The organism is Sulfitobacter sediminivivens (assembly GCF_042611115.2).
GTDB classification, from domain to species: domain Bacteria; phylum Pseudomonadota; class Alphaproteobacteria; order Rhodobacterales; family Rhodobacteraceae; genus Sulfitobacter; species Sulfitobacter sediminivivens.
This window is the reverse complement of record NZ_JBHGAR020000039.1, coordinates 1-15730: the sequence shown is the minus strand read 5'-3', so window position 1 is coordinate 15730 and position 15730 is coordinate 1. Positions and strand designations below refer to the sequence as shown.

At 54.5% G+C, this 15730-nt stretch carries 16 protein-coding genes; 7 read left to right on the top strand and 9 right to left on the bottom strand.

From position 1 onward, the window contains the following. Positions 1 to 152: 152 nt before the first annotated feature. Positions 153 to 332 (top strand): hypothetical protein, encoded by a 180-nt coding sequence (locus ACEWL3_RS20030; protein ID WP_435001555.1) that lies wholly within the window; start codon positions 153 to 155, stop codon positions 330 to 332. 382 nt (positions 333 to 714) lie between these two features. Here the strand turns inward: ACEWL3_RS20030 and ACEWL3_RS20025 are convergent, their stop codons facing one another. The 9 genes from ACEWL3_RS20025 to pdxR form a co-directional block, all read right to left on the bottom strand. After that, positions 715 to 1542: a peptidoglycan DD-metalloendopeptidase family protein gene (locus ACEWL3_RS20025; RefSeq protein WP_435001558.1), complete on the bottom strand. Its 828-nt coding sequence runs from the start codon at positions 1540 to 1542 to the stop codon at positions 715 to 717. A 119-nt stretch (positions 1543 to 1661) separates the two neighbouring features. Continuing rightward, on the bottom strand, positions 1662 to 2105 hold the full coding sequence (locus tag ACEWL3_RS20020) for a hypothetical protein (protein ID WP_386185380.1): 444 nt from the start codon (positions 2103 to 2105) through the stop codon (positions 1662 to 1664). After that, positions 2102 to 3196, bottom strand: a complete 1095-nt coding sequence (locus tag ACEWL3_RS20015) for an Acg family FMN-binding oxidoreductase (RefSeq protein ID WP_386185382.1) — start codon at positions 3194 to 3196, stop codon at positions 2102 to 2104. The genes ACEWL3_RS20020 and ACEWL3_RS20015 overlap by 4 nt, the downstream gene beginning before the upstream one ends. Positions 3197 to 3251: 55 nt before the next feature. Then, entirely contained in the window at positions 3252 to 4220 is a 969-nt protein-coding gene (locus ACEWL3_RS20010) for an alpha/beta fold hydrolase (RefSeq protein WP_386185384.1), read from the bottom strand. Positions 4221 to 4263: 43 nt separating this feature from the next. Continuing rightward, entirely contained in the window at positions 4264 to 4632 is a 369-nt protein-coding gene (locus ACEWL3_RS20005; protein WP_386185386.1) for a hypothetical protein, read from the bottom strand. Then, complete coding sequence (locus ACEWL3_RS20000) at positions 4632 to 5471, bottom strand: CPBP family glutamic-type intramembrane protease (RefSeq protein ID WP_386185388.1); 840 nt, start codon at positions 5469 to 5471, stop codon at positions 4632 to 4634. Before ACEWL3_RS20000 ends, ACEWL3_RS20005 begins: the two co-directional genes overlap by 1 nt. A gap of 485 nt (positions 5472 to 5956) precedes the next feature. Next, a complete protein-coding gene (locus ACEWL3_RS19995; protein WP_386185390.1) occupies positions 5957 to 6475 on the bottom strand; it encodes a class I SAM-dependent methyltransferase in 519 nt (172 codons plus the stop codon). Positions 6476 to 7040: 565 nt separating this feature from the next. After that, positions 7041 to 8128 (bottom strand): IS3 family transposase gene (locus ACEWL3_RS19990; protein ID WP_386185392.1). Its coding sequence is split into 2 segments (ribosomal slippage): positions 7041 to 7876 and positions 7876 to 8128, totalling 1089 coding nucleotides; the frame shifts between segments, so codons are not numbered across the junction. Positions 8129 to 8619: 491 nt separating this feature from the next. Continuing rightward, positions 8620 to 10110 (bottom strand): MocR-like pyridoxine biosynthesis transcription factor PdxR, encoded by a 1491-nt coding sequence (gene pdxR / locus ACEWL3_RS19985; RefSeq protein WP_386185394.1) that lies wholly within the window; start codon positions 10108 to 10110, stop codon positions 8620 to 8622. A 159-nt stretch (positions 10111 to 10269) separates the two neighbouring features. Here pdxR and ACEWL3_RS19980 point away from each other — a divergent pair, with 159 nt between their 5' ends. From ACEWL3_RS19980 to ACEWL3_RS19955, 6 genes are all read left to right on the top strand, one after another. After that, on the top strand, positions 10270 to 11286 hold the full coding sequence (locus ACEWL3_RS19980; RefSeq protein WP_386185397.1) for a TRAP transporter substrate-binding protein: 1017 nt from the start codon (positions 10270 to 10272) through the stop codon (positions 11284 to 11286). Between the two features lie 63 nt (positions 11287 to 11349). Then, the gene (locus ACEWL3_RS19975; RefSeq protein ID WP_386185399.1) at positions 11350 to 11898 is read left to right on the top strand and encodes a TRAP transporter small permease; all 549 of its coding nucleotides are present in this window, start codon (positions 11350 to 11352) and stop codon (positions 11896 to 11898) included. Next, a complete protein-coding gene (locus tag ACEWL3_RS19970) occupies positions 11898 to 13238 on the top strand; it encodes a TRAP transporter large permease (protein ID WP_386185401.1) in 1341 nt (446 codons plus the stop codon). The genes ACEWL3_RS19975 and ACEWL3_RS19970 overlap by 1 nt, the downstream gene beginning before the upstream one ends. 24 nt (positions 13239 to 13262) lie before the next feature. Further along, positions 13263 to 13766 (top strand): universal stress protein, encoded by a 504-nt coding sequence (locus ACEWL3_RS19965; protein ID WP_386185403.1) that lies wholly within the window; start codon positions 13263 to 13265, stop codon positions 13764 to 13766. A gap of 25 nt (positions 13767 to 13791) precedes the next feature. Next, a complete protein-coding gene (locus ACEWL3_RS19960; protein ID WP_386185405.1) occupies positions 13792 to 14178 on the top strand; it encodes a nuclear transport factor 2 family protein in 387 nt (128 codons plus the stop codon). A gap of 91 nt (positions 14179 to 14269) precedes the next feature. Further along, entirely contained in the window at positions 14270 to 15607 is a 1338-nt protein-coding gene (locus tag ACEWL3_RS19955) for an NAD(P)/FAD-dependent oxidoreductase (RefSeq protein ID WP_386185408.1), read from the top strand. Positions 15608 to 15730 lie beyond the last annotated feature (123 nt).

Sequence of the window (15730 nt, the reverse complement as noted above, 5' to 3'; positions counted from 1 at the left end):
CTAATCGATAAGATGAACCAGAAATCCTCCCTTATTCAAATCCTCAAATCTGTCCCAAGGGTGCTGACGTCAGACACGGTTTATTAGTTCGAGGCCGACTTTCTGTTGACGGGGCGCAGGAACAAAACCGACAGGTTACCGTATTCGAACGCATGGACGGTGGTGTTAAAAGTTATCCGGTTCTGACTGACAAAGGAGGAGAGTTTCGCACTACATCTCCAAAAGGCGCAACGCTGCTGTTCAACTCTGTGATGATGACCAATGGAGGGCGATATGGATCCGCATGGCGCAGCGACTGGGCCTCTCTGCTGGTTGTCGATGTCACAAAATGAAGTTGCCTTGTGTCGGAATTCGAAGATTCGTCTGGCAAAAAGTCCTTGCAATCTAGCAAACTAGCAAAGCGGTTGATTTTGCGCGTTTGCCGTCGTTCATGCGCTTTGCAGCATTCAATCGTATGGGCTCTTGCCCGGTTTTCGCGGCTAGGTCCATGGACCGCTGCTGCGGGACTTTTGTCATTCGCTGCCCCTCGTCTAAACTGGTAAGCTGCGGGACAGTGCCGCCTTTTGCCCATGCACCGAATGCTTACGCAGCATTTGTTTGCGCTCGCGGCAAAGGGCTCTCTGCGATTCGGCGACTTTCCCCAGACCAACCATTCAATCGCGCCCTATGGGCACATCTTAGGCGTCGTTTCCGTGCAACCCTGGATTAGCGTGATCACTTCACGAACATCCGATCGTTTCTTGCATAAAATTGCCCCTTGATCATGATCGCTAACGGTACTCCCGATATGGGTTGGTCTTTGGGCATATCCTTTTGCGCATGGATATGAAGATGCGGCTCGCCGCTGTTGCCTGAATTGCCAATTTCGCCCAAGTTCATGCCAGTCGTCACTTCGACACCCTCAGCAACCAGAACGCTGCCGTTTCTGAAATGCGCCATGACAATAAAGAAGTCCCCGCAGTCGATGATGACATGGTTTCCGAGCATGTTCGCCGGATCCATTTCCGGGACCATCATATCCGGGATGCCATCAACCGCCGCCGCAACACGACCGCTGCAAGGGGCCAACAACTTGGCTCCAAAGGCATAGTATCGCTCCGGCTCCCTTGGCTGCAGACCATTCGCTCGAAGACCAAGGGCATTGATCCGAACGATATCAAGCCCCTTGCTTTGCCCACGCCACGCAGCAAAGCGGGGCACGCTGGTATCCAGTGTCATGAAGTGATCGTTTACGATGCGATTGGAGCCGCCTTGGACGACAAGGTAGGTTCCATTTTCAAGAGGCGAAGCGATGTCCACCACGTCCATCTCTGAGGGCGTCTTGCCGACAATCGAGTATACGCCGAGATATGACCCATAACCTGTCAGTAAAATGACAGCGCCAAGAACACCCACTCCGATCCAGTCGGAACCACCACCGACGCGGTTTCTGACCTTGCGGTGTCGGAATGACCCGAAAGTGACCAGGACGAACAGCACCCCATAGAGATACGGCGTCCACCACGGGATCATCATCCACATCCCAACAAGACCGACAGCCACCAGCAAAAATCCGACGCAGACGATTTGCAAAGCATATGCCAATGAATTTCGGGCAGGGAAAAGCGCAAGCCACAAAAGCAGAAAGACCGGCAAGGCGATTTGCGGGAGCAAGGTGATAATCATCGACGTCTTGCCTCGCCGGTCACGGGCTTGACTGGTCCAAGCTGCAGGAGCGGGAAAATCGCGAATGCGATCTGTCCGAGAAGACCGAGCTGCGCCTTGGGTTCGAGATAGAGCGCAAGATGTTGCAGCAGGCGCAGATTCATGAGGAACACGGATAGCAACGCCTCTGCACAAAGTAGCAAAGCAAACGCGGTCAAACCCATTGTAACTCTGGTGATCACGTGTTTTGGAACAGAAAAGCTGTGGATGATCCATCTGGAAACGAACCATGACACGAGCAGCATGAAAGGCAGCTCGATCAGGACCGCTTTGAATTCTCCCACGGCAGGCGCAACCGTGAGGGATCTGATGGTTCCCAGTACGAATCCGAAAGAAAATACGAGCATGAAGTACGACATGCCTGCTCTCGCTCCGGCAATCATTGCTGGTGGGGCGGTCATGACTGGATTATGACCGCTGACACCGGTCGGCGCAACGATTGCGGCATCGGATCGGCATAGCCGAACCGCACCAGAAGATTTGGCCTCGGCTCAGATGCACCGACTGCCCCCAACAGATCCGAGCGGAAGGCAGGCACTTCGGTAGGTTGGTTCAGAAACGCATGTTTCATCCCCATCGCCGTCGCCTGCAAAGCAAAGCGCTGATAGCTTTGGCCTGCCTTGACCCAGTGCTCTTTGTCATTCTTTTCCGCCAGAAAGACGGCAAGCCCGGACGAAGACCGCACCTGTCTGACGCATTTTTCATTTTCTGACTTGGCAGAAAAAACCATGCCGAAAACTGTTGGTGCAATCCATGAAGGCAGTGTCGGATTGCCGGAGCAGGCAGCGTAAAGGCCATCACCGGTGGCGATCGCAGTGCGCGCATTGAACCGAAGCCAGGATTTCAACTCTGCCACAAAATCCGGGTCCTCGACCTGCACCGTATTTGCCGCCACGATCAGGTCTTGCAGTTCGTCCATCTTTGGTCTGTCCGAAACAAGGACGACGCGGCAGCCCTCGATCGAGGCCGCTTCTTCAAGATGTCGCAGATCCTCTGCGGAAACGGCACGACCGTTGTAATCTGATCGTGTGCATTGCCGATTCAGAATCGCATCAAACCAAGCGTTTGGACCACCCGTTCCTTTTGCCAGCGCAACGCGAACCTGACCATCGCCTGCCGCGTCGAATTCGATCGCGGCACTTCGGCCTTCAGCCTTCGCAGCAAGCGAGAGGTTTTCGGCAGCGCATCCGAGGCTGGCAAAAACATGGTGGTCGTCGGGATCAACAACCGGCGTCCGACGAAAGAAGTCAGGTGCAATCACCACGTCGGTGCCGGACCTTGAAAACATCCATGGCTGTGTGTTGTGACCATTTGCAGCGTGGATTGCGTGATGGACAAGATACTCGAGATCGGACCCCGCTCCAGGAGCAATTGGAGCCGAACTTGTCGCAACCGCCTGTTCATACGATGGAGCACGTAGCGTCCAATATCCGGCACCGCCGACGGCGGCTGCCGTGCCGATGCCTGCCAACAAGTTTCTTCGCGATACCATTTTCGAACCCCTCGGATGGCCGACCTTTGCAAGATTGCATCTGTCAGAATGGTCATCATTGATCTGGATCAGCCACACCCCGTACAAATTCCGAAATCGCCCCAGCGATATCAGCATCGTGACCCAGCCAGATGTGCCCGCCTGTGGGAAAAATGATGAGGCTTGCCTGTGGAATGCGTTTCGCCAATAGGCGTGCGGTGGCGGCAGTGCCAAAAAAGTCATCCTCGCAGGAAACAATCAACGTCGGTGCGGTTACGCGCTCATAGCTGGTTTTCGACGGCGTGCCCGCCCAGTAGCCGTCAGTGCGTAGCCCATCGATCTTTCGGCTGATCGGAAATAGTTGGCTGAGGATTACCTCCGCCCGTTGGCGCTCTTGCGGCACAACTTTGTCCAACAGCACAGGATCGGTCGCAAGCAAGGTCCGCAACATCTGTCGTCGCGTGATCTTTGACAGTGTCCAGAACCACCAGTCGGACCCCAGCACGGCCCCTACGGCCAGCCTTTGCAGCGCGGTGAATGCGACGGGATTGCGGTTGGTGAGATTGGCAGCGGGGACCAGAAGCACCAAATGCGAGCACCTGTCAGGATGGCGCAGAGCGAATTCGGCAGCAGTCAGCGCACCCGCAGACCCACCGACTACCGGAATGCGGTCCAGCCCGAGATGGTCTAGCAGTTCGACCAGAACATCGGCCTGATGCGCTGGCGACGCGTCATCGGGAAAGGCACTGCGCAGATAACCAAAACGCGATGGCGCGATGACTTGATGCCCGCGATGGCGCAAGGTTGCAGCAAAAAGCAGACCTTGGTCAAACCCTCCTCCGGTGCCGTGGATCATCATGCAGGTTGGACCGTCACCCGCAACGGCATACTCCAGCGCGCCTGCGCTTGTATCAATGAGGCTGCTTAGACCGTGCAAGCGCGTGTCGGCCTGCGCGCGGGCCTCGCGAAACGCTCCAGCTGAATAGCTGCCGCCAGCCACTGCAAGACCAGCAACACCGGTCAAAAACGTCCGGCGGCTGCTCATTGAACGACACGCGACAAAAGGGTTTCGAGTTTGAATTGTTCGATCATCGGGATTTGTCCAGCAGGATTGGATCGGACAGGGTGTTTATGTGCGCCAAAACGTCTTGCCTCAAGATATTACGCGTTTTTTGCACTTCCTCGAACAGCGGGCTGTGGGCCGAGCTGCCAAAGGTGTAAAACCCCTTCATCGGTATCGCGGCTTCCACGTCAGCAAGGCCCGTGGCGACAGTACTGCTGGAACCATCCGGCAGCACATAGGCGACCGTCGCACCGGGAAAGCCGTATTCCGTGAGGAAGTCATAGAGCATATCCTGCACTTGTCTCAGCAGATCATCCGTCCAAGCAGGTGAGACCAGCATCGCGGTCGCAGCCACAACAGCGACCCGAGCCACCGACAGGATGAGGCTACCCATTACCTTCGCCCCTCGTTTGTGCCCGGAATGACCCTTGTCACCGCCCCGTCACGCGAGAACATCGTGGCTCGGTTTAGCCACACCACCACCACGGACACAGCAACGAGGATCCAGGTGTCATGGGGCTCCGCATCCGGCCAGAACGGATTGATGAGCTGCCAATGGAAGAGCATCGGCCAAAGAAGACTACCGCGTGCATTGTTGAAAAGTGGCGTCACAAGTACCGCCAGCGTGATGTTTCCTATGAAAAAAGGCGTGAAGTTCCACCCGCTCTGAACCGTGCCGGACAGGTAGAAAGCCGGCAGGTGCCACAGTCCCCAAACCATCCCGACGATCAGGCCCGCCCAGATCGGGGCCATCTGACGCTGCAGCAGCGGTTGGGCCACGCCACGCCACCCTAACTCCTCGATTGGGCCGAGAGAAAGCATTATGAACAGAACCGTGATCATCGGACCGACGCCTTCCGGCGGCAGAGGGGCAAGTACAGGGCCGCCCTTGATCACGGAACCGGCCACAAAGACAAGCGGCAGGCCGATCATCACAAGCGTCGCCCAAACGAGTGAACAGCGCCAGAGCAGCAGCCGCGACAGGAACAACTTGATACCTGCCCATCCTCCGCAAATCGCAACAAGGATGAATGCCGCGAATGCGGGTCCCCATGTAGCGAGGAAAAAGAAAGGATGCGAGCTGCTAATTTCACCGAACATGGACACGGCCAGTTTGGGAAAGAAGATGTAAAAGGAGATCAATCCCCAAGTGATTGCAAAGGTGATTGCCACGAAAGGCAGTAGGGCAGCCGACTGGATGGGTCGTCCCGGCAGTCGTTGTAAAAGCGCCATCTCAGTCTCTCCTGTGCAGCTATTATGTGCCAATGCGTTTCAAGAGGCTCGATATTCGTTCTAGATGTTATGATATTGATCAATTGGCGTTCGGCACGGTGACGCTTTCGGAAATATTTTCCCGGATATTCGCTGTAATGTGCATTATGGGGGGCTTTCAGCTCGGCCAAGATTATCTGGCGAAAAAGCCCGTCAGGCTTGCAGGGAGCGGCGCAAACCGGTTCTGCGCACGTTCGCTGGCTTGTCTTACTGCATGATGCTTAATGGCCGGTGCTGCCGCTGCATAGCAACATAGAAGTATACGCACCCGCAGAATTCTTCGCGTTGCGCGCGCACGCAGCGCGAACTTGATACCTCCGGTGTGGGCTCACTACAAACATTGATCGATCTTGCTTTCGTCGCCCCTAGGTTGTGCATAGTCAATCCATCATGCGCCAAAAACGGTCGTTGTCGCCGGTGACAGAAACATATGAGTTTTGGCCAAATCAGCGCGAAGGTCTTTGAAGAAAGAGATAACCTCGTTTCTCCTTTACGATCTCCCACTGGTCGTCATGACCGATTACAACGCGCTTGAACCCCGGGATGTTCTTTTTTTCATCGGCAATCAAGCACCAGCCTGGTCTGTCGACATGATCCAGTACGCCGCCGAGCACTTTCAGCCGGTCCGGCTCAGCGAGCATGTGAAGTGTCCTGTCGATCAGCACGACATCGAACAACCCTTCCGGCTCAAATTCGGTTATGTCCGCAACGATTCCCAGGACATCGAGATTTTCTTCATTTGACACGGCGTTTAGGTCACAGATACCGCTTGGTGACAGATCTACAGCCACCACACTGTGACCGGCGCGGCCAATGAAAATTGCGTCTCGACCCTGGCCACATCCAATGTCCAAGACACGCAACTTCTTGCCGGATTGTGCGGCAAAAAAGTCCACGAAGATCTGTGTCGGCGCGCCAAGTGCGGCAGGTGTCTGTCGATAGAGCTGTTCGTAGTCGTATGTCATAAAGGCGGCGTAGCATGTCCGAATGCACTTGGCTAAGTGTAACATTTCGTGAGTACGCCCACAGCCGGATCGTTCACGACAAAAACCCCCTGTCAAAACCTACCGGCCAAAAACGGTGGTATACGCACGTTTTTACACGCAAAACCTATCCGGAATCGCAGATGGCTAAAGCGCGGTGGGTCGTTATCAGTTCTGATGTCGGCTGAGCGGACAAGAAGGCTTTCGCTGCAGTTGCGCGAATGGCCGCTATCGAATGTGGCATAAAAACTAAAGTTCCAATGGACGCATTACATCTTCGTTTGACTGTTCCAACCATTTAGGGCCAACAAACGCCAGCCGAGCTAGTGTTCTGCTACAATCGTCAGCAATGCTCCAAGGGCAATAACAATATCTACACGCCCCTTATGCTCGGGGCATTTATCAGAAACTGGCGAACAGGCACCCTATACCACTCAAAAGGCCAAGAAAAACCGCCGGCGGTGGTATGTGCAGTCCAGTTAAATGTAAGTTTGGTCAGCCCTAGAGGGTAACCCCCCCCATTTTTAATGGGGCTCAGCCATAGAATTCACGCGGCTGTTTTCAGTTTCATGGCGGGTGTGATGCCGCCAATGCCCATGTTGGGTCGCTCGTTGTTGTAAGTCCACAGCCATTCCGTTGCCTGGTCTTGCGCCTCCTTGATGATTTCAAAGATAAATTGGCCCAACCATTCACCGCGAACTGTGCGATTGTAGCGCTCGATACAGGCGTTCTGCTGCGGCTTTCCGGGTTGGATGTATTCAAGCCGAATGTTGCGTTTTTCGGCCCATGCCATGAGCGTACCACTGATATATTCGGGTCCATTGTCCACACGAATAACTTGCGGCTGACCGCGCCACTCGATGATCTGGTTCAAGCTGCGCACGACGCGTTCCGCAGGCAACGAGAAGTCCACTTCTATGCACAATCCCTCGCGATTGAAGTCATCCAGAACGTTCAGTGTTCTGATCGAACGCCCATCTGCAAGCTGGTCCGCCATAAAATCCATCGACCACGTCTCATTGGGCCTGTCAGGCACCACCAGAGGCTCAGGCTTGTCCCTTTTCAGCCGTTTCTTTGGCTTGATCCGCAGATTTTGCTCCAGCTCGCAGTAGATCCGGTAGACTCGTTTGCGGTTCCAGCCATAGCCTTGCACGTTGCGCAGGTACAAAAAACACAGGCCAAAGCCCCAGTTGCGCTTGTTTGCGGTCAGACGTCCCAGCCAATCGGCGATCTCTTCATTCTCATCGCTCAGGATTGGGCTGTATCTGTAGCAGGTCTCGCTGATCTCGAACGCTCTGCACGCCAACGCGATGCTCACTCCGTACCGTGCGACCGCATTCACGTCCATCTCTCGTCGCAAAGACGGCCTTAACGCTTTTTTTCAAGGGCTTCCTTCAGCAGATCGTTCTGCATGCTCATCTCGGCATACATGTGCCCCAGACGGCAGTTCTCTTCCGCCATATCCTTCATCTCGGAAATTAATGACGCATCCATCCCGCCAAACTTCGCACGCCACTTAAAAAAGCTGGCGCTGCTCATTCCATGCTCACGACAAAGCTCTGAGACAGGCACACCGCCCTCCGCCTGCTTCAACACCGCCATGATCTGCGCGTCGCTGTATCGTCCATTCTTCACCGTAAATCTCCTCAGATATCTTGCCGAGAAAATTCTATTTGTGAACACCGCTAATTTTAGGGGGGATTACCGGGGTATCATTGTTCATGGTGACAATTTTGTAAAATAATTACAAATATATAGATGGTAAGTGTGAAGACGTAGGGGCACCATATTCCGGTTTTTTAACGTTGAATGACATCCGATTATACTCTTGGGGCTTTGCTCGAGATCGTCTGCCTATTGCCTCCTTACCAACTCCGAGCGCGCGTCCGGAGAAGGTATAATTTTTGTGGCAAATAAGAAAACTTTGAGGTGAAACGATCGGGGATATCCTAAGCGACATCACTATTCGGAACCTTTTGTCCAAGGAACCAGACAAAGTCAGGGGCTTTCACGGTCTGCCTTTTCTTCAAAAAAACGCGTATCAGCTTCTTTGCCGGAATAGGCATAGTGTTCTGACGTGTCAGGCGATCCGTGCGGTGATGTTCAGATATGCTTTTCCGCTTCAATTAATCGTGGGCGGCCATGTGTTTGTCAACACGCCGGGCGATCAGGTTGATCCCCTGTTCAATCTGGTGCGCCGGGATTGACGAGTACCCCAGGCGGAAGAAATTCACCGGGCCATCTTGACCCGCAAAGAACGCGGCACCTGGTTCGATCATGACCCCGTCCTTCAGGAGGTCTTCGGCCAGCACCGTTGTATTGATCCCATCAGGTGCCTTGATCCACAGGCTTGAGCCACCAAACTTGGCGGCTCCTGCCAAAGTCAGGCTTGTGTTGCCGATTGCGTCAAGCACAGCGGCGCGGCGGACTGCAAGTTTCCGGCGCATGTCACGGATCAACAGGTCGTAGTGACCCTGAGCCAGAAAATAAGCCGCTGTGCGCTGCAAATGGCCGGGCGGATGGCGCAGCATCATGGAGCGCAATTCCCGGGCTTCGGCGATAAATTCGCGTGGCGCGACCAGATACCCCAGGCGCAATCCCGGGAACATCGCTTTCGAAAAGCTACCGACATAGATGACCCGCCCTTGCCGATCATAAGATTTGAGCGCCGGGCTTGGCGGTTCGATGAAACTCATTTCGAAGTCATAGTCGTCCTCGATGATCACAAAATCTTTTTCCTCGGCATCCGCAAGGAGCTGCGACTTGCGCGCCGTTGGCATGGTCACCCCGGTGGGTGCATGATGGCTTGGCGTGATGAATACCGCCCTGGTTCCGTCGGGGATGTTCTGAGGGGGCAGACCGTGTTCATCCACATCCACGGTATTCACATTTGCTCCGCACCACGTCAGCGCCTGCAACGTATCGGGATATCCGGGATTTTCGCAGACGGCGTTCAGGGGCTGCCGGGTCAATAATTCGATGGCCAACCAAAGCCCATTCTGCGCGCCCACGGTGATAAGGATCTCATCCGGATTTGCGGAAATGCCACGCCGCGGCAAGGACCGGCAGCGGATATAGTTCACCAATAACGGATCATCCAGATCAGCCATGTCGCCCGCCATATCGATGAAGTCGAGCCGCCCCATCGCCTGACGGGAGCAATCGCGCCACGCTGCGTAGTTGAAAAGAGACGCATCCATTTGCCCATAGGCAAACGGATAGGGCAATTTGCGCCAATCAACCGGTTTCACAATCCGTCGACGTTCGGTCAAAGAACTTGCCAGAAACGCCTTCCAGTCCAAGGCGTTATCGTCGCAGTCTTTTTCAACGGCCGCTCCAACGTTGGTGACAATGTCTGTTGTGGCAACGACATAGCCACTGCGGTTCTGGGTCTCCAGATATCCCTGGGCCACCAATTCAGAATAGGCCAGCGTGACGGTCATCCGGGCGACGCCCAGATACTCGGCCAGTTTGCGCGACGACGGCAAATGGGTACCGGGTGCTGCATGACCTGACTGGATGAAAGACACCACAGTTTCCCGAATTTGGGTCTGAATTGGGCGGTGGCCTTTGCGATCCAGAAAAAACGATTCTGGGGGGATGCGGGTTGCTGGCATGTCAGACACTCGCAAACTGACTGGTCTAAGTCAAATTCGAATCTGGCCCTTAGCACAACCAGTGGCTTGCATTAGCCTACGAATTCTTGGTGGGGGCCGGGAGACAAACCTCATCAGGTTACGTAGCGTAAAGAAGCGCTCATCAATGAGGAGGATTCCATGACAATTATCACCCGTATAACAACTGTTGCTGCCGTCGCGGCGGCGGCCGCTCTGCTGAGCTTTGGCACTGCTGAAGCGAAAAACTTCAAGGTAGCCGTTGGCGACAGCGGCGGAAGCAGCCAGGAAGCAACTGGCAAAGGCTTTGTTGCAGCCCTTGAGGAACTGTCTGGCGGCAAGCATACCGCGACCCTGTTTCTAAACGGCCAGCTCGGCTCTGAACAGGACACCGTTAACGAAGCAGCCATCGGCACTCTGGATATGTCGATCCTCGCCATCAACAACGTCACACCATTCTCGCCAACCGTCGGCGTGTTCTCTTTGCCATATGTAATCCTGAGCCTTGAAGACGCGGAAAAGCTGACCCAGGGGCCCATCGGCGCTGAATTGACAGAGAACACCATCAATGATGCCGGCGTGCGCATCATCGCATGGACCTATACGGGTTTTCGGGTTCTGACGAATTCAAAGAAGCCGGTTAAATCCGTGGCCGACCTGCAGGGGCTGGTAATCCGCGTTCCCAAAAACGAGATCATGATCGACACCTACAAATCATGGGGCATCAGCCCGACGCCGATGGCGTGGTCAGAAACCTTTGCGGGTTTGCAGACCAAAGTTGTTGATGGTCAGGACAACCCCTACACAACCATCAACGCGATGAAGTTCTATGAGGTACAAAAGTACGTCACGAACATCCGCTATATCTTCTCGATTGAGCCGTTGATCATTTCCGAACAGGTTTTTCAGGAACTCTCAGCCGAAGATCAGGCCATCGTTCTGGAAGCGGGCAAAGCAGCGACAGCCGCTTCTGCACAGTTCCTGCGTGAAAAAGAAGCCGAGATCAAACAAATCCTGATCGACGAAGGCATGGAAATCACAGACCCTGAAAACAACGAAGAAGAGTTCATCAAGCTCGCAACAGAGGCCGTGTGGCCAAAGTTCTATGACAGCATCGGCGGCATCGAAAAGATGAACGCTGTGCTTGCTGAAATTGGCCGCGACCCGGTCTCTGAGTAAAGCGAAAACAGAAACAAAGAAAAGCGCCTTCGGGCGCTTTTCTCAACCGATAGCGAGGGGCCAATGACAAGATTCTGGTATGTAATTGACAATATAGAGAGCTACATCTGTCGCACCTTGCTTGCGATTTTTGTCTGCCTTTTGTTCTTGCAGGTGATCGTTCGGACATTGTTCGATTTTTCTTTCTCATGGGTCGAAGAGCTTTCGATCTACATGTTCGTCTGGTTTGTATTTTTTGGGGCGAGCTATGCCGCCAAGAAAGGCGCGCACAACCGGGTGACCTTCCAGTTCAAGTTCCTGCCCCCTAGTGCGATCAAATATATCGAGGCTTTTGCAGACCTGTTCTGGATCTTTTTCAACGTCTATTTTGTGTATCTGTCGATCGATTTTATCTTCAACAAGATGAACAAATTCCAGTCGTCGCAGACAATGGGTTTCCACCTAAGCTGGGTCTATATCGTTCTACCGATTGCGTTCTCACTGATGACGTTCCGCGTTCTGCAGGTGAACTACAAAAAAATCATTCTGGGTGAAGATTTGCGCGATCCTGATGCCATCGATCTCGAACAGGTGCGCGCCGGAACTGCAAATCCTGAGCAGGAGAAGACATAATGGAATCTCAGATCATTCTCATCCTTTTCGGGGGCTTCTTGCTTTTGATGTTCATCGGGGCCCCGATTACTGTGGCCTTGGGTGTTTCGACACTGATCTCGTTCATCTATCTTGGTGAAAACCCGATCAAGTTCGTCCAGATTGCCTATACTTCTGTTGGCTCGTTCCCGCTTATGGCGCTGCCTGCGTTTATCCTTGCCGGGGCGCTGATGGAGGCCGCAGGTTTGTCACGACGGCTTATCAATGTAGCCGAAAGTTTCGCAGGCCCGTTCACGGGCGGCATGTCCGCGGCGACTGTTTTTGCCTGCCTGTTTTTTGGTGCGATCTCAGGCTCCGGTCCGGCCACAACGGCTGCTGTGGGCATGTTGATGATCCCCGCAATGATCGAGCGCGGGTACGGTCGGCCCTATGCGTCCGCCATCACGGCATCCTCGGGGGGGCTTGGTATCGTAATCCCACCATCGATCCCGCTGATCATCTTTGGCATCGCAGCCCTTGGCATGCCAGCCCCACCCGAAGCCGTCGAGCAGTTCGGCCAGTTCCAGACCGTTTCGATCCCCAAACTCTTTATTGCAGGCTTTATGCCCGCATTCCTGATCGCGGGCAGCTTGTTGTTCATGAATTACATCCTGTCCAAGAAACGCGGCTACAAGGGGTCATCGGAAGGGTGGTCTGCGCGGCAGATCTGGTGTGAGCTTTACCGTGGCTTCTGGGCCTTGATGGCACCCGTGGTCATCCTGGGTGGGATTTATTCAGGCTTTTTCACACCAACCGAAGCTGCGATTGTCGCGATCTTCTATACGCTGATTGTGGGGGCGTTTATCTACCGTGAACTAAGCTGGAACAAGCTTTTCACAGCCCTCGAAACCACCACCTGGCTGACGGGTCGGGTCTTGCTGATCATGTTTACGGCAACCGTGTTTGGCCGCTTGTTGGTGGAAAACCAAATTCCCGCCATCATCGCAAACGGAATGCTGTCGGTTACCGACAATATCTATATCATCTGGACGCTGGTGATCTTCTTCCTGCTTTTTGTGGGGATGTTCATGGAAACACTGGCCACCATCCTTATCCTGGTGCCGGTGATGTTGCCGGTCGCCTATAGTGTCGGTATCGACCCGATCCACTTTGGGGTGGTGATGGTCTGTTGCCTCGGCATTGGTTTCCAAACCCCGCCATTGGGGGAGAACCTGTTCATCGCCTCGGGCATCTCGAATATTTCGATTGAGAAGATTTCGGTGGCGGCGCTGCCGTTTGCCTTCATCAACACAATCGCGATTTTCGTCATCGCCTTCTTCCCTGACATTTCGCTGTGGCTGCCAAGGTTCTTTGGATATTGAGCCGCGATCAGAAAGGAATTTCCTATGAAATCAACAATAACCCACATTCTGTTCGCAACTGACCTGTCCAGGCATTCGGCCTATACGATGTGTCATGCAGCGGGGCTGGCGGCGGCAACCGGGGCGAAACTTCATGTGTTGCACGTGGTTGAGCCGATGAGCGACGACGCCAAGATCACCATGCAGATGTTCATGCAGAGTTCCCAGTCGAGCGAAATGGCGATGCAGTCCCGGCACGACCACGTCAAGGCGATCCTGGCTGAGCGTCAGAAGAGCTTTTGGGCGCATGTGCCGGAAGAAGACCGCGACATCCAGAAACAGGTCGAATCCATTGAACTTGTTGATGGATACCCGGCAGAAGCGATCCTGCGCCGAGCGGCTGAGCTTAAGTGTGATCTCATTGTTTTGGGGGCTCATGAACATGGGTTTTCCCATACGTTCCTCGGCACCGTCACAAAACGCGTTCTGCGACGCGCCAATATTCCAACCCTCGTTGTTCCCTACCGTGAAGACGCCACCTCCTCTTAACCCATTTTCCCTCTCGGAGACCTAAATGTCCAAGACCCTAACTGCCCAAGATTTGTCCGACACCTTCGATGCCTTCAATCGGCACGATGTTGACGGTGTCATGACCCATTTTGCAGATGACTGCGTTTTCTACACTGTTGGCGGTCCCGACGTGTTCGGTGCCAAAATCGAAGGGGCCGCCGCGATAGCAAAAGCTTTTTCTGCCGTCTGGGCCGGGATGAAAGACGCACATTGGGACCACCACAGCCACTTTGTCAGCGGTGACCGTGCGATTTCTGAATGGACCTTCTCTGGCACCGGCACCGATGGCATGCGGGTTGAGGCGCAGGGCGCTGATCTGTTCACCCTGCGGGATGGCATGATCATCGTAAAGCAGGCTTTGCGCAAGTCTCGCCCCCCTTTCAAAGCATAATTCCACCCTCAGATCAGGGAGACTTCGCGTGCCAGATTCTCAAAGACCCCGCCACTGGCCCCGCGCCAGCTACGACGCCAAATATGATCCGATGGTGGATGCAGGTCCCGGCCACAACCGGGACCACGCACCGACATATTGGATTGGCACGGCTGGCAAGCCACCCAAGGATGACGGCCCCGTTTCAGGCGATATGGATGTGGACGTTGTGGTCGTCGGCTCTGGCTACACCGGCCTTTCCACGGCGATCCACCTTGCGAAAGAACATGGGATCAAGGCCACCGTGCTGGAAGCCAACAAGGTGGCATGGGGGTGCTCGACCCGCAACGGCGGTCAGGCGCAGATATCTTCAGGGCGGCTCAAAAGGTCGCAATGGATTCAACGCTGGGGCGTCGATGTCGCAAAAAAGATGCACGGTGAAGTCGCCGAAGCGTTTGAATTGTTCAACGAGCTTATCAATTCTGACGACATCGACTGCGATCCGCAAACCGGTGGCCACTATTACATCGCCCACCGGGCCAAGGTGATCCCAAAGCTGGAGAAGGAAAGCGCGCTTCTCAACGAGGTCTTTGGGTACGGCAGCCGTGTCATGGGCCGCGACGAACTGCATGAAAAGCACGTCAAAGATCAAGAAGCGCATGGCGCAATGTGGGAACCGGACGGAACCAGCATTCATGCCGCAAAACTGGCCTTCTCTTACGTCAAACTTGCGCGCAAGCTGGGTGCAAAAATTCACACTGCGAGCCCCGTCATGGGGTGGAAAATTGTCGACGGCGTACATCATCTGACAACGCCGGGTGGCACCGTTCGTGCCCGTGCGGTTGCCCTTGCGACCGCCGGATATACACCACCGGGCCTGAGTGGGCGCACCAAGCACCGGCTGATGCCAATATTGTCGAATTCGATTGTGACGCGCAAACTGACCAAGTCGGAATTGGCGGAATGCGGCATTCAGACCCGATCACCGCTGACAGACACCCGCACATTGCGGCATTACTACCGGCTGCTGCCGGACAACCGGATGCAGATTGGCAGCCGCAGCGCCATTACCGGCGAGGATGCCGAGAACCCCAAACATCTTGCGTTGCTGCGCAAGGGATTGCACCGCAAGTTTCCGGCGCTGACGGAAATAGATCTGGATTACTCCTGGTGGGGCTGGGTCGATGTGAGCCATGACATGATGCCGCGCATCTGCCAGCCGGATAAGGATGAAAGCATCTTTTATGCCATGGGGTATGGCGGCAATGGCGTGATGTATTCCGCACAGGCCGGCAAACGCATGGCGCAATTGATCGCGGGCAAAGGTCAGGAACTTGACCTGCCGATCTTTACCTCACCGCTTCCAAGCCACGGCATTCTTACGCCGTTCCGCCGGATGGGGCAGAGGATGATGTACCCCTACTACTATCTTCGAGACGAAATTCTCTGACCCCCGAACCACACATTTTTCAAAATTTAGATCACCTGGAGACACACCATGAAAATGACCACCGAAGAGGCCTTTGTAAAAGTTCTTCAGATGCACGGTATCGACAATGCCTTTGGGATCATC